The sequence below is a fragment of the Streptosporangium sp. NPDC001559 genome (genome assembly GCF_042893955.1).
Classification (GTDB): Bacteria; Actinomycetota; Actinomycetes; order Streptosporangiales; family Streptosporangiaceae; genus Streptosporangium.
Genome location: NZ_JBIAVG010000005.1, coordinates 384768 through 396965, shown reverse-complemented (window position 1 = coordinate 396965; position 12198 = coordinate 384768). Strand labels below are relative to the sequence as shown.

At 69.4% G+C, this 12198-nt stretch carries 10 protein-coding genes; 5 read left to right on the top strand and 5 right to left on the bottom strand.

The window, feature by feature from the left end:
- The first annotated feature begins 338 nt into the window (after positions 1 to 338).
- Together ACFYY8_RS14595 and ACFYY8_RS14590 are read left to right on the top strand one after the other, a co-directional pair.
- Positions 339 to 599, top strand: a complete 261-nt coding sequence (locus ACFYY8_RS14595; protein ID WP_390040808.1) for a holin — start codon at positions 339 to 341, stop codon at positions 597 to 599.
- 129 nt (positions 600 to 728) lie between these two features.
- The gene (locus tag ACFYY8_RS14590; protein WP_390040806.1) at positions 729 to 1505 is read left to right on the top strand and encodes a DUF4253 domain-containing protein; all 777 of its coding nucleotides are present in this window, start codon (positions 729 to 731) and stop codon (positions 1503 to 1505) included.
- Positions 1506 to 1527: 22 nt separating this feature from the next.
- Here the strand turns inward: ACFYY8_RS14590 and ACFYY8_RS14585 are convergent, their stop codons facing one another.
- Positions 1528 to 2112 carry a TetR/AcrR family transcriptional regulator gene (locus ACFYY8_RS14585; RefSeq protein WP_390040804.1) on the bottom strand — a complete coding sequence of 195 codons (585 nt, stop codon included), beginning with the start codon at positions 2110 to 2112 and terminating at the stop codon, positions 1528 to 1530.
- A 140-nt stretch (positions 2113 to 2252) separates the two neighbouring features.
- Here ACFYY8_RS14585 and ACFYY8_RS14580 point away from each other — a divergent pair, with 140 nt between their 5' ends.
- The gene (locus tag ACFYY8_RS14580; protein WP_390040802.1) at positions 2253 to 3272 is read left to right on the top strand and encodes an aldo/keto reductase; all 1020 of its coding nucleotides are present in this window, start codon (positions 2253 to 2255) and stop codon (positions 3270 to 3272) included.
- Positions 3273 to 3287: 15 nt separating this feature from the next.
- Here the strand turns inward: ACFYY8_RS14580 and ACFYY8_RS14575 are convergent, their stop codons facing one another.
- Positions 3288 to 4373 carry an FAD-dependent monooxygenase gene (locus ACFYY8_RS14575; protein WP_390040800.1) on the bottom strand — a complete coding sequence of 362 codons (1086 nt, stop codon included), beginning with the start codon at positions 4371 to 4373 and terminating at the stop codon, positions 3288 to 3290.
- 105 nt (positions 4374 to 4478) lie between these two features.
- Between ACFYY8_RS14575 and ACFYY8_RS14570 the strand changes: the two genes are divergently transcribed.
- Positions 4479 to 5399, top strand: a complete 921-nt coding sequence (locus tag ACFYY8_RS14570; RefSeq protein WP_390040799.1) for a TetR/AcrR family transcriptional regulator C-terminal domain-containing protein — start codon at positions 4479 to 4481, stop codon at positions 5397 to 5399.
- 126 nt (positions 5400 to 5525) lie between these two features.
- Positions 5526 to 5831, top strand: coding sequence for a hypothetical protein (locus tag ACFYY8_RS14565; protein ID WP_390040797.1), 306 nt, complete (start codon positions 5526 to 5528; stop codon positions 5829 to 5831).
- Between the two features lie 88 nt (positions 5832 to 5919).
- Here ACFYY8_RS14565 and ACFYY8_RS14560 read toward each other — a convergent pair whose 3' ends face one another.
- Genes ACFYY8_RS14560 through ACFYY8_RS14550 form a run of 3 tightly spaced genes read right to left on the bottom strand, consistent with a single transcriptional unit; the run spans position 5920 to position 10896 of the window.
- Entirely contained in the window at positions 5920 to 7053 is a 1134-nt protein-coding gene (locus ACFYY8_RS14560) for an acyl-CoA dehydrogenase family protein (protein WP_352011051.1), read from the bottom strand.
- Positions 7043 to 9085, bottom strand: coding sequence for a radical SAM protein (locus ACFYY8_RS14555; RefSeq protein ID WP_390040794.1), 2043 nt, complete (start codon positions 9083 to 9085; stop codon positions 7043 to 7045). The genes ACFYY8_RS14560 and ACFYY8_RS14555 overlap by 11 nt, the downstream gene beginning before the upstream one ends.
- A complete protein-coding gene (locus ACFYY8_RS14550) occupies positions 9082 to 10896 on the bottom strand; it encodes an amino acid adenylation domain-containing protein (protein WP_390040792.1) in 1815 nt (604 codons plus the stop codon). The genes ACFYY8_RS14555 and ACFYY8_RS14550 overlap by 4 nt, the downstream gene beginning before the upstream one ends.
- Between the last annotated feature and the right edge of the window lie 1302 nt (positions 10897 to 12198).

Genomic DNA, 12198 nt, shown 5'->3' with positions numbered 1-12198 from the left:
TGGGGGGGTTAACGCGACCAAGGTGATCATTAGTCACCAGTGGATGTGGAGATCATATTTGCCGATATTTCGGCCCTATGGTTGATACGTCCATGGTGTTTTGTCCTGGCGTAATCACCCCAGCCCGAGAAGGGCGGCGCGTTTCCGCCGTACGACTCGAAATCCGTGAACCCCGGCGACACCCGCGCCGAGCAGGGCGGACTCGCGGACCGCTTACGCACGGGTGGAGTGATGACTTCCTCACTGTGACGGTAAGTGTTCACAAAACTACAAATAGTTACGGTCGTGGAAGTATCCACCCTCCAGAGCGCCCTGACCCCGGCGCAGATGAGGAGATCATGATGACGACACGACGGCTCCTGACCGGGACGTACTGGGCGGACACGGTCGAACGGATGATCAGGGCGGCGGCCTCCAGCGCCCTGGCGGCGCTGACCGCCAGGCAGGCCGGGCTGTTCGACGTCGCCTGGACCGCGGTGGTCTCGGTGGCGGGCATGGCGGCGGTGGTCAGCATGCTGACCTCGGTCGCCGCGGGCACGACCGGCGACCCGCAGACCGCCGGGTTCACCACCGGCGCCCGGAAGGGCGTGAACCCGTAACCCTCGACGCCTCGTCACGACCGCCAGAGCTCGCAGGACGCGATCGGCTAATTTGTCGGTCCTCATCCGTACGGTCCTTTCGGACACCACCCGCCGAGGGGTTCAGCCGACATGTGAGGATCCGGCACGATGGACGATCTCGTACTTCCCGAACCGCGCGTCCCGCTTCCGGCCGGGCGCCTCATGACGGCGGACCCGTCCATGTCGGACGAGACGACCGCGGCCCAGCCGTACGCGCCGGTCTTCTGGATGAGCGAGCGTCCGGTCGGCGGTGAGGTCTGGGCCGCGTGTCGCGCCGAGCACCCCCGGTCCGGATTGTGGCCCCTGCTCCTGTTGCACGACCTGAGAGACGGTGACGGCCGGCCGTGGGAGCAGGGTGAGCTGACGCCGACGCCCGTGTCGGCGATCGACGGGTACGACGTCGCCGACTTCATGGTGAAGACGTGGGCGGAGTTCGAGGAGCTTGAGACGTTCCGCCGCACGCGTCCCGGCCTCGCGGCGCCCGGCGTCTCCGTCACCGATCCGGACGAGGCCGCCGACCGACATGCCCGGCTGTTCGACGGGCAGCACGGCCATCTGGGCCTGGTGCCCGCCGCGCGCGGCGCGGACGCCCTGACCGCGATCGGCTGGACGGGGCCGTGCAACCACAGCGACATGCCGCCCCTGTCGGCGGTGTTGCGCAGTTGGGAGAGTCGCTTCGGCGCTCGCGTGGTCGCGGTCGGCTTCGCCACCCTCTATCTCAGCGTGGCCGCGCCGCCCAGCACCGTGGAGCACGCCCTGCACGTCGCGGCGGAGCATTTCGCGTTCTGTCCGGACAACATCCAGCAGGGCGGCAGTCCGTACACCCTTGAGGCCTACGCGCGGGAGCTCGTCGGCGTCGACACCTGGGCCTTCTGGTGGGACTGACGGCCCTCACGCACCGGTCTCCTCAGGTCCTCAGGCCCGCCACGAGGAGTTCGACCAGGCGGCGCGCGTCGTAGCGGGGATCGCCGCCCGCGCCGATGCAGAGGTTTCCGATGCCGCGCATGAGCTCGTAGGCCTGAATGTCCGATCGGATCTCACCGGCACCGGCCGCGGCGTCGAGCAGCCGGCCGCATACGGGCACGAGACGGTCGATGAAGTAGGCGTGCAGCGTGTCGAAGCCGGGGTTGTCCGGCTGCAGCACGGCGGCGAGACCGTGTTTGGTGACCAGGAAGTCGACGAAGAGGTCGATCCATCGCTCCAGCGCGGCGTACGGCGTCGCGCCTGAGGCCAGCAGGGCCGGTCCGGCCTCGGCGCACGCCTCGACCTGGTGCCGGTAGACGGCGATGATGAGGTCCGCCCGCGTCGGGAAGTGGCGGTAGATCGTGGCCGTCCCGACGCCCGCCTTGGCCGCGATGTCGCGTACCGGCGCCTCGACGCCCGAGGTGACGAAGATCGCGGCGGCCGCGTCGAGCAGGGCCTCCTTGTTGCGCTGGGCGTCCGCCCGCTTGGGCCGGGCCGTACTCCCCGCGTTCTCGTCGCTGTTCTTCACCGCGCCGTTCCCTCCGCCGTCGAGCTTGCTAAACGGGACAACGTTCCATATCGTTAATCGGGACAGCGTCCCGTTTATTCATGATGGCAGAACGGGTCCCGATGTCCAAGCTCCCCACCCTTGACGGAAGGAACACGGCCATGCAGTACCGCACCTTGGGCCGCACCGGTGTGCAGGTCAGCTCCCTCGCGCTCGGCGCGATGAACTTCGGCAAGATCGGCCGCACCACCCAGGAGGAGGTCACCGCCATCGTCGACGCCGCCCTCGACGGCGGGATCAACGTCATCGACACCGCCGACATGTACAGCGCGGGCGAGTCGGAGGAAATGGTCGGCAAGGCCGTCGCCGGCCGCCGCGACGACATCGTGCTGGCCACGAAGGCGGCCATGCCGATGGGCGAGGAGCGCAACCACCGGGGAGGCTCGCGCCGCTGGCTGGTCACCGCGCTGGACGACAGCCTGCGCCGCCTCGGCGTCGATCACGTCGATCTCTACCAGATCCACCGCTGGGACCCGAGCGCCGACGACGAGGAGACGTTGTCGGCCCTGACCGACCTGCGACGCGCGGGGAAGATCCGCTACTTCGGTTCCTCGACCTTCCCCGCGTACCGCATCGTGCAGGCCCAGTGGGCCTCCCGCGAGAACCATCTGGGCCGTTACGTCACCGAACAGCCCAGTTACTCGATCCTGCAGCGCGGTGTCGAGGCCCACGTGCTGCCCGTGGCCGAGCAGTACGGACTCGGTGTGCTGGCGTGGAGCCCGCTGGCCTCCGGCTGGCTGTCGGGCGCGATCCGTGAGGGCAAGGAGATCACCACCAGCCGCTCGACGTTCATGCCGCAGCGTTTCGACACCGCGATCCCCGCCAACCGCGCCAGACTCGACGCCGTCGAACGACTGGCCAAGGTCGCCGACGAGGCAGGGCTGACCATGATCCAGCTCGCGCTCGGGTTCGTGACCGCGCATCCCGCCGTGACCGGCGCGCTCATCGGTCCCCGCACGCTGGACCACCTGCGCTCGCAACTCGACGCCGCGGACACGGTGCTCTCCGCCGACGTCCTCGACGCGATCGACGCGATCGTCGCCCCCGGTGTCGATCTGGCCCCGCACGAGAAGTTCGACACCCCGCCCGCGCTGCTCGACCCGTCGCTGCGCCGCCGCTGACCCTCCGGTCCTCCCTCAGAGCGTGATGGCGTCGGCCGCCTGCCGTACGCTCTCCGGCGAGGCGCCCTGGCCCGGGTTCTCCAGGGCGAGGGCCTGGTTGCGCGTGACGAAGGGGCGCACGCGCCGCTCGTAGCGCTCGAACGCCCCGGCGGGTTCCCTGCCGAGTTCCTCTGCCAGCACGTACGCGCCGACCATGGCCAGGCTGGTGCCCTGACCCGACAGGGGTGAGGCGCAGTATCCGGCGTCCCCCACCAGCGTGACCCTGCCATGGGACCAGTTGTCCATCCTGACCTGGGCCAAGGCGTCGAAGTAGAAGTCGTCGGCCTTCCACATGGCCTCGATCAGCCGGGGAGTCTCCCAGCGCAGGGACGAGCAGTGCTCCTCGACCAGGCGCTTGTTCCGGTCGACGTCACGGGGGTCGTAGTCGATCACCCCGGCCTCGAAGCCCAGGTTGACCCGCATCACATCGGTGTCCCTGTCACTGAACAGGCCATAGCCCGCCCCTCCCTCGTGGTGCCAGACCTGCCAGTGGTCCAGTCCCAGGAAGTTGGGGGCGGTGTAGATGGAGACGTAGGTGCCAAGGTGGTGCAGGAAGCGGTCCTCGGGGCCGAAGACCAGGTCACGGACGTTCGAGTGCAGGCCGTCGGCCCCCACCACGTAGTCGTAACGGTCCCGGGCGCCGCTCTCGAACGTGACGTCCACGCCGTGTTCGTCCTGGTCGACGGCGGCGATCGAGTCGCCGTACAGGTAATCGGCGTCGGTCGCCCCGATGACGATGGCGGTCAGGTCGTCACGCAGGATCTCGATGTCCGGACTGTCGAACCGGCCTCCGCTGATCGTCTCCTCGGTGCTGCGCATGATCTCGTTGCCGTCTCCGTCGACCATCGACATACCGCGCATGGTGGTCCGGACGGCCCTGGCCTGTTCCAGGACGCCCATCCGCTCGGCCACGGTCAGCGCCGCCCCTCGGATGTCGACGGCCTGGCCTCCCGTGCGTGGGGCGGGGGCACGCTCGACGAGCGTCACCTCGGCACCGTGCTCACGCAACCGGTTGGCCAGGACGGGACCGCCGACGCCCACGCCGGAGATGAGAACCCTCATGAGACACCCCTGTCTGTTGACGTTGTACGCGACATGGACCGTACGATGTACAAACAGCGGATAACAAGGGAATCTCATAGGTTCTGTACTAGTACAGGGGGCACGATGACCCAACCGCCCCACGCGCGTATCGCCGCCGACGTCAAGCGCCGCATCGCCGACGGCAGACTCCGTGAAGGTGACCGGGTGCCCTCGACCAGGCAGCTCGCCAGAGACTGGGGGGTCGCTCTGGCCACCGCGGCCAAGGCCCTGACCCTCCTGGCCCGGGAGGGCGTCGTGGTCGCCGAGCCACGGGTCGGCACGGTGGTCGCGAAACCCCGGGGTGGCGAGGCGTCCCCCCGGCGCCCGGTGGCGCCGGGTGTGGACCTGACCCGTGAACGCGTCGTACGGGCCGCCATCGACATAGCCGACGCCCAGGGGTTCTCCGAGCTGACCATGCGCGGCGTCGCGGACCGGGTCGGCACGGCCACCATGTCGCTCTACCGGCACGTGGGCGGCAAGGACGACCTGGTCCTGCTGATGATCGACGCGGTGGTCGAGGAGTTCCCCCTGCCCGCGGACCCTCCGTACGGCTGGCGCGCCCGCCTGGAGACGTCCGCGCGTCTGCAGTGGGCCGCCTACCGCGCGCATCCGTGGCTGGTCAAGGTGACCTCGCTGACGAGGCCGGTGCCCTCCGCCAGCCTCCTCAAGCACACCGAATGGGCCTTCGGCGCGCTGCGGGACACCCCGATCGACGCCGTGACCAAGATGCACGTGCACACCCTGCTCTACAGCTTCGTGCAGGGCATCGCGGTCAACATCGAACGCGAACGGCAGGCGCTCGCCTCCACCGGGCTCACCCAGGACGAGTGGATGGACGGTCAGGAGGACCGGCTACGGACGATCTTCGAGGCCGGGAGGTATCCCAACTTCGGCCAGGTCGTCGACGACCTGGCCGGCGACTTCGACCTCGACCTCGACCACCTCTTCCACTTCGGCCTGACCGCGCTCCTCGACGGCCTCACGGGGATCGTCGAGAGAGGCTGACGTTTCTTTCCGCGTGACACGGAAGTCAGGGGCGGGGTCCGAAAGCCTGACGGTGTGGTGAGGGTGATCTTTGGGGGGATGGGTGGATAGTTGGACAATCATCCTTTTTACGGAAGGACACCCCCCATGTCCCTGATCAAGCGCCTTACCCTCACCGCAGCCGCTGCGGCCCTCGCCGGGCCGCTGCTGATGGTTCCGGCCGCGCACGCCGCCGGAACCTACACCTGTGACAGCGGGACCTTCTTCGAGCGGAGTCTCCCCGGAAGCACCCCCCTCTGGCACGTCTGGGGCAATCCGTGCACGGGTTCGGGTGACGGAGGAGCCAGCGTGATCACCATCTTGTCCGGCTCACACGCGGGCACCTACCAGTGTGACGCGGCGAAACTGCTCAGCCCCACCTGGGTCGTGGGAAGCACCTGCGTCAAGCTGTGACCTCCTGAACGACCCGTCCTGTCGAAGTCCGTGGCCGGAGCGGGAGACACCCCAGGTCCGCTCCGGCTCCGGCTCACGGTCGAGCCGGTCACAGAAGGGACTGACCGATCAGTTCCTTCATGATCTCGGTGGTCCCGCCGTAGATGGTCTGGACCCGGGTGTCCACGAACGCACGGGCCACCGGGAACTCCCGCATCACGCCGTAACCCCCGTGGAGCTGGACACACCTGTCGACCACGCGTTGGCACAGCTCGGTGTTCCACCACTTGGCCATGGCGGCCTCCTCCGAGGTGAGGCGTCCGGCGTCGTGTTCGGCCACGCAGCGGTCGGTGAAGGCGCGGGCGACCGTGAGCGCGGTCCTCAGCTCGGCGAGCAGGAAACGGTTGTACTGGTGACGTCCGATCGGCCGTCCGAAGACCTCGCGTCTGCCGCAGTAGGTCAGGGTCTCCTCGAAGAGCCGTTCGGCGGTGGCCAATGCCGAGACCGCGAGCATCACCCGTTCCTGCCGAAGGGTCCTGATCAGGTAGGCGAAGGCACGGTCCTCACGACCGAGCAGGTTCTCCACCGGGATCTCCACGTCCGAGAGGAAGAGCTCGACGGTGTCGAGCGCGCGCATCCCGATCTTGTCGAGCGTCCTGCCCCTGGTCACCCCGACCCTGGTCGGCTCGACCACGAAGACACCGGCGTCGGAGGGCCGTTCCCCGGTGCGGGCGACGACCAGCACGAGGTCGGCCGTGGCACCGTTCGAGACGAAGGTCTTCTGCCCGCTGAGCACGTAGCGGTCGCCGTCCCGCACCGCCCTGGTCCGGATGCGCCGCAGGTCACTGCCCGCGTCCGGTTCGCTGATGGCGACGGCCGTGACCAGCTCACCCGAGCAGAAGCCGGGCAGCCAGCGCAGCCGCTGCTCCGGAGTGGTGTGCGTGCGCAGGTAGAGGCCGCAGATCTCGTTGTGCAGGGAGAGCGCCGGGGCGTGGGCTCCGGCGCGGGCGAACTCCTCTCCCAGCACCGCGTGGTAGCGGTAGTCGGCGACGCCCGCCCCGCCGTACTCCGGGTCGACGTCGAGGCCGAGCAGGCCGTGCTCGCCCGCGCGCAGCCACACGGCCCGGTCGGCGGCGCCGTGTTCCTCCCACCGTTCCAGGTTCGGGGTGACCTCCCTGGCGACGAAGGTCCGCACGAGGTCGCGGAACTCCTCGTGCTCCCGGGTGAAGAGGTCACGACGCATCGAGAACCCGATCCCGTACGGCCGCCGCCCGCCAGGAGGGCAGGATGTCGCGTAGCCGGTTCATCATCGCCTGGCAGTAGGCGGCGTTGTGCTCCAGGCTGCGGTGGCGCGGATAGGGCATCTTCCTGCGGCCTCGATGATCGACGACGTACCTCCCGGGATCCGTGGAGCCTTCGACGAAACCCGCTTCGGCGAGTGCCCCCACGGCGGCCTCCGGCAGGTCGACCACGAGCCGGTAGCGGTCCCTGTCCACGATCCGCACCTGCGAGAGCGGCACCGCGGGTGCGGAGACGGCCTCCCGGTACACGTACGGCCTGGCCACCAGGTCGAGTTCGAAGACGGCGCGCAGCGCGGGATCGGCCAGCCAGCCCTGTTCGCCGAGGAAGTCCTCAAGCAGGGTGTCCATCTCCGCCCGGTGGGAGTGCAGCACCATGTGCAGGACCTTGCCGATGTTGTTGAGGTCGTAGTTGCCCAGCCCGCGCACCGACTCGGCGAAGAACGCGCAGATCTCCGTGTCGGTGCGGCGGCGGTAGTGGTCGGCGGCGCGGACGAGGAAGTCCTCGTAGGAGCAGACGCCGCTCCGGTCGAGTTCCCTGGCGACGTGGAAGGCGGCGCGGGCGTTGTAGAGGCTGATGACCGCGTAGTAGAACCAGGCCCCGGCCTGGAAGTCCTCGCGGGTCACCCACTTGGTGGCCACGACCACGTCCGCCTCGGCCACGGGGTCGTCGACCCGTACGGTCTCGATGCCCAGCGCCTCCCGCGTGCCGTACATGGGGGTGTTGCGCAGCAGCAGTTGCGGATAGGCGACGACGGCGTCGGCCCCGGTTCTGCACACCTTGGCGATGCCCGCCTGGAAGGACTTCAGGGTCTCGCCGGGCAGCGGCCAGATCAGCTCGGTGTAGGAACTGATCTGCTTCTCGTGCAGCTTGAGCTGGAGCTCCACATAGGTGGACTCCTTGATGTTGGCGCGCTGCACGATCTCAAGCGTCTGCGGGCTCAGCGTCTGCAGCGAGACCGGCTGGCTGGTCAGCAGGCCGCCCTCCACGAGGATCTCGGTGATCTCGGTGACCCGGTCGGGACGGTTCTTCGCCGCCTGGATGGCGATCATCATCGGGTAGCCGGTGCGCCGTTTGCCCTCGACCAGGTGCCGGGTCAGCTCGACGTCACGGGGCAGCGCCCCCCAGTTGGCGTCGGCCAGGAAGACGCTCTCGACGCCGTGCTCGCTGATCCAGGTGAGGTCTGCCTTGACCCGTTCCAGGTCCCAGCGGTGGACCTTGTCGTTGGTCGCGGCGCCCCAGTAGCAGTAGGAGCAGCTGTAGGGGCAGCCCCGGTTGGTCTCCACGACCGCGAAGGTGTACTCCCCGCCGTCGAACAGGCCCATGGCGAACGGTGAGGGGATCTCGTCCAGATCCGTGATCCGGGCGGGCTTGTCGGTGGTCAGCAGCTGTCCCCGTACCCAGAAGCTCATCCCCGGCACCCGGGTGAAGTCCGGTACGGCCTCGCCCGCGCGGGCGGTGAGCAGCTCGGTGAGCAGCGCGTGGAAGGGCCGTTCCCCCTCGGCGTTGCACACCAGCACGTTCTCCAGCTCCGGCGGCACGTACTCCGCGGCGTGGTTCATCACCTGCGGACCGCCCAGGACGAAGCAGGCGTCGGGGCGGTGCCGTACGAGTTCGTCGAGCACCTCCTTGATCCGGCGCATGTTCCACAGGTAGCAGCTCATCGCGTACACGTCGGCGTCCTGCGCGAGCAGCGCCGTGACCAGCTCGGCGACCGGCGTCCGCGCCGTGGGGGCGTGCACGAGGAACTCACAACCGGCCGCGACGGCGGGGTCCCGCAGGGCGTAGGCCTGCAGGTAGCCCGAGGCCAGGGGCAGCGTGTTGGTGTAGAGCGGCAGTTCGAGCAGGCTCACCCGCAGCGGCCTCGGCAGCGACCCGGACAGCGGCTCGGACAGTGACTCCGGCAGTGACTCCGGCAGCGGTTCGGGCACCGGTTCGGGCAGGGGGCTCGTCGAGGGGCTCGTCAGGGGGCTCATCTGTCCTCACCCGCCGTCGCGTCGATCGCCGCCGCCAGTTCGTGCAGCACCTCGTGCTCGAACACGTCCTCGGCGCCGAGCCTGATGCCGCGCTCGCGGGCCCGCGACGCCAGCCGCATCGCGCTGAGCGAGTCGCCCCCGAGGTCGAAGAAGCTGTCCTGCCGCCCGACCTCGTCGAGGTCGAGCACGTCGCACCAGATCTCGGCGAGCACCCGTTCCGCCTCGGTCAGGAAACCGGTCTCACCTGCGACGCGGGCCGGGAGGGGGCGCCTGGCCAGGGCGTCGCGATCGAGCTTCCCGTGCGGTGTCAGGGGCAGCCGTTCGACCGTGACGATCGTCTGCGGCACCATGTGGGCGGGCAGCAGAGCGGCCAGACCCTCCCCCGGATCCTCCGTGAGGCCGTCGGACACGACGTAACCCACCAGCCGGTCACCCCGCTCGTGCAGGACCACGGCCGCCTCGCGGACCCCGGGCAGGCGGGTCAGCGCCGTCTCGACCTCCCCGAGTTCGATCCGGAAACCACGCAGTTTCACCTGGTCGTCGGCCCGGCCGACGAAGACCAGCGCGCCGCCGGGCAGCTCGCGGACCAGGTCTCCGGTGGCGTACACGCGCCCGCCCGGGGTGAACGGGTCGGCGGGGAAACGCTCCTCGGTCAGTTCGGGTCTGCGCAGGTAGCCGAGCGCGACCCCGGCCCCCGCGACGTACAGCTCGCCGACCGTGCCCGGCGGCACCGGACGCCGCTCGGCGTCCAGGACATGGGTCCGCAGACCGGGCAACGGCCTGCCGATCGGCGGATCCTGGCCTCCGACCACGTCGGCGGGGTCGAGTTCGGCCCAGGTGGCGACCACCGTCGCCTCCGTCGGCCCGTAGAGGTTGTACACGGCGAACGGCAGGCCGAACGGAGGGTGGCGGCGCAGCCTCTCCCCGCCCAGGAGCAGGACGCGGGGCGCGTGGCCGTACAGGTCCCAGGGCTGGTCGAACATCTCGACGGCCAGCACCGTGGTCAGGAAGCACACGGTGATCCGTTCCTGGGCGAGCCACTCGGCGAAGTCGGCCGGGGAGTCCGGCAGCCGTCCCTCGACCAGGCGCAACGTCGCGCCCCACGCCAGGCAGGGCCACACCTCAAGCGCCCAGGCGTCGAACGAGGGTCGGGCGAACTGGGTGATCCGGTCCTCGGGGCCCACGCCGAACGCCTGGCCGTACCAGGAGACCAGATTGGACAGTCCGCCGTGCGCCACCATGACGCCTTTCGGCGTGCCCGAGGAACCGGAGGTGTAGGTGACGTAGCAGACGTCGCCGGCCGTCACCTCCGGGAGCGGGCCGGCCTCCAGGGACAGGCCGGCCGCCGGGGACGGGCTCACCGGCGGGAGGCTCGCCTCCGGAGGCAGGCTCACCGGCGCGTCGGCGGCGAGCAGTTCCTCCACGGCCAGCACCTTGGCCGGTCCCCCGCCGAGCCGCCCGGCCGTGGCCGCGCGGGTGACGACGAGGGGGGCTCCGGAGTCGGCGACGATCGCACCGAGCCTGGCGTCCGGTTCGTCCACGTCGACGCCCACGTAGGCGCCCCCGGCGAACAGCACCGCGAGGGCGGCGACGACCAGCTCCGCCGAGCGTTCGACGACCAGGGGGACCAGCGTGCCCCGCTCGACGCCGTGGGAACGCAGCACGCTCGCCATCCGGCCCGCCCGTTCGACCAGCTCGCCGTAGGTCAGCTCGGTACCGGCGGACACGATCGCCGGGTGGTCAGGACGCGCCCGCGCCCAGCGCGCGACAAGAGCGGGAACCGCGGCACCGACCGTCATCGGTTCGTTCATCGTTCCGCCTCCGAGGCATACGAAAAGAAAGGGCGTGACTCACATGGAAAGGGCTCCGCCGAACCGACGCCTTTTGTTTCCACCGTTTGTTCGGGATTTCCGAAAAACGCCGCGCGGCACCCGCAGCCCGGCCGCACGGACGCATCGGCGCAGGCGGAGTACGGCCGGCCGCTCTGTGATGTCCCTTTCCTCGTGCGGAGGCGGCCGGGTCCGAGCGCGGGATACTTCGTCAACCGGCTCGAATCATATGCACCGGACAATTCCGGGAGAAGGGCCTCAGAAAACTGAGCATTCTACGATAAAAGGCCAGCGAAGGCCGGGTTTCATCCGGATAATCACGGCCCCCGCCCGGGACCCGGACGGGGACCGTGGCGACGCGTGACATCACCGCCGTTTCTGACTTCTCCGGCGACCGGCCTCCGGGGCGACGGCGACTCTCTCAGGGTGATCCGTCAGGCATGTCCGGTCGCGAGGGCGAGGCGACGTGTCCGTACGGCTGTGAACGCGACCGAACCCCGGAGGAGGGCCGCGGGCCCGGGCACGGCACGATCCGCCGGATCTCCGGGACGCCCCCTGCCGCCAGGGCGGTGGCCGCGGCGATCACGCTCAGCGGCGGAGCGCCGAGTTCGCGGACCATGGGGAGGAAGTGGGCGCCGACGGCCGGAGAGGACCAGGTGCACACGCCCGCCTACCGGCTGAGCGGGGGAGGCCGGTACCGCCCGCGGGCACGGGGTTCGTGGCTCGTGGGGGGGCGACGGCGAGTGGGCCGTCCCCTTTCGGAGGCTCGGGGAGTCCGGCGATTCGGCGGGGACCGAAAGAGTTGCCCGGCGATCTCCGGCGCCACGAAGGTTGGGCAGGGAACCGTATCGGCCGGAGGGCCGGAGGAGAAATCGCTGCGGCAACGGATTCAAAACATCCTTCCCGTGGGCGGGCGCCTGTAGAAGAGGACGGTGCCCGGAAAACCCACGGGCCCCGGGGAAACGGTTCCTGATAAAGACGGCCTTGTTTCGCGAGAAGCACCGCCGCGACGGTCAGGAAGGGGGTGATCGACCATGGGTGAGTCTCCGATGATTACCATCTCCACCAGGATGGAGTAGTCCTCCACAACGGGAGACGGCTGAGTTTCCCCAGCTTGACTGGGTGCGCGCGCCCTCTGACCGAGTGCTCGCGCACCCAGCCGCCCGGTCGCCGGATCTCCACGACCTGTCTGGCGACGATTCAGAAAAGCTGCCCGGTGACAGTTCTGGAAACCGTCCAGCGAGAGCCTCGGAAAGCGTCGGAAAGCTTATGACCACCCCTATG

Bases quoted from the DNA above. Each gene is read 5' to 3' on its own strand.
- ACFYY8_RS14590 (WP_390040806.1), top strand. From the start codon at position 729: ATGGACGATCTCGTACTTCCCGAACCGCGCGTCCCGCTTCCGGCCGGG.
- ACFYY8_RS14555 (WP_390040794.1), bottom strand. From the start codon at position 9,085: ATGAGCCCCCTGACGAGCCCCTCGACGAGCCCCCTGCCCGAACCGGTG.
- ACFYY8_RS14595 (WP_390040808.1), top strand. From the start codon at position 339: ATGATGACGACACGACGGCTCCTGACCGGGACGTACTGGGCGGACACG.
- ACFYY8_RS14565 (WP_390040797.1), top strand. From the start codon at position 5,526: ATGTCCCTGATCAAGCGCCTTACCCTCACCGCAGCCGCTGCGGCCCTC.
- ACFYY8_RS14570 (WP_390040799.1), top strand. From the start codon at position 4,479: ATGACCCAACCGCCCCACGCGCGTATCGCCGCCGACGTCAAGCGCCGC.
- ACFYY8_RS14550 (WP_390040792.1), bottom strand. From the start codon at position 10,896: ATGAACGAACCGATGACGGTCGGTGCCGCGGTTCCCGCTCTTGTCGCG.
- ACFYY8_RS14580 (WP_390040802.1), top strand. From the start codon at position 2,253: ATGCAGTACCGCACCTTGGGCCGCACCGGTGTGCAGGTCAGCTCCCTC.
- ACFYY8_RS14560 (WP_352011051.1), bottom strand. From the start codon at position 7,053: ATGCGTCGTGACCTCTTCACCCGGGAGCACGAGGAGTTCCGCGACCTC.
- ACFYY8_RS14575 (WP_390040800.1), bottom strand. From the start codon at position 4,373: ATGAGGGTTCTCATCTCCGGCGTGGGCGTCGGCGGTCCCGTCCTGGCC.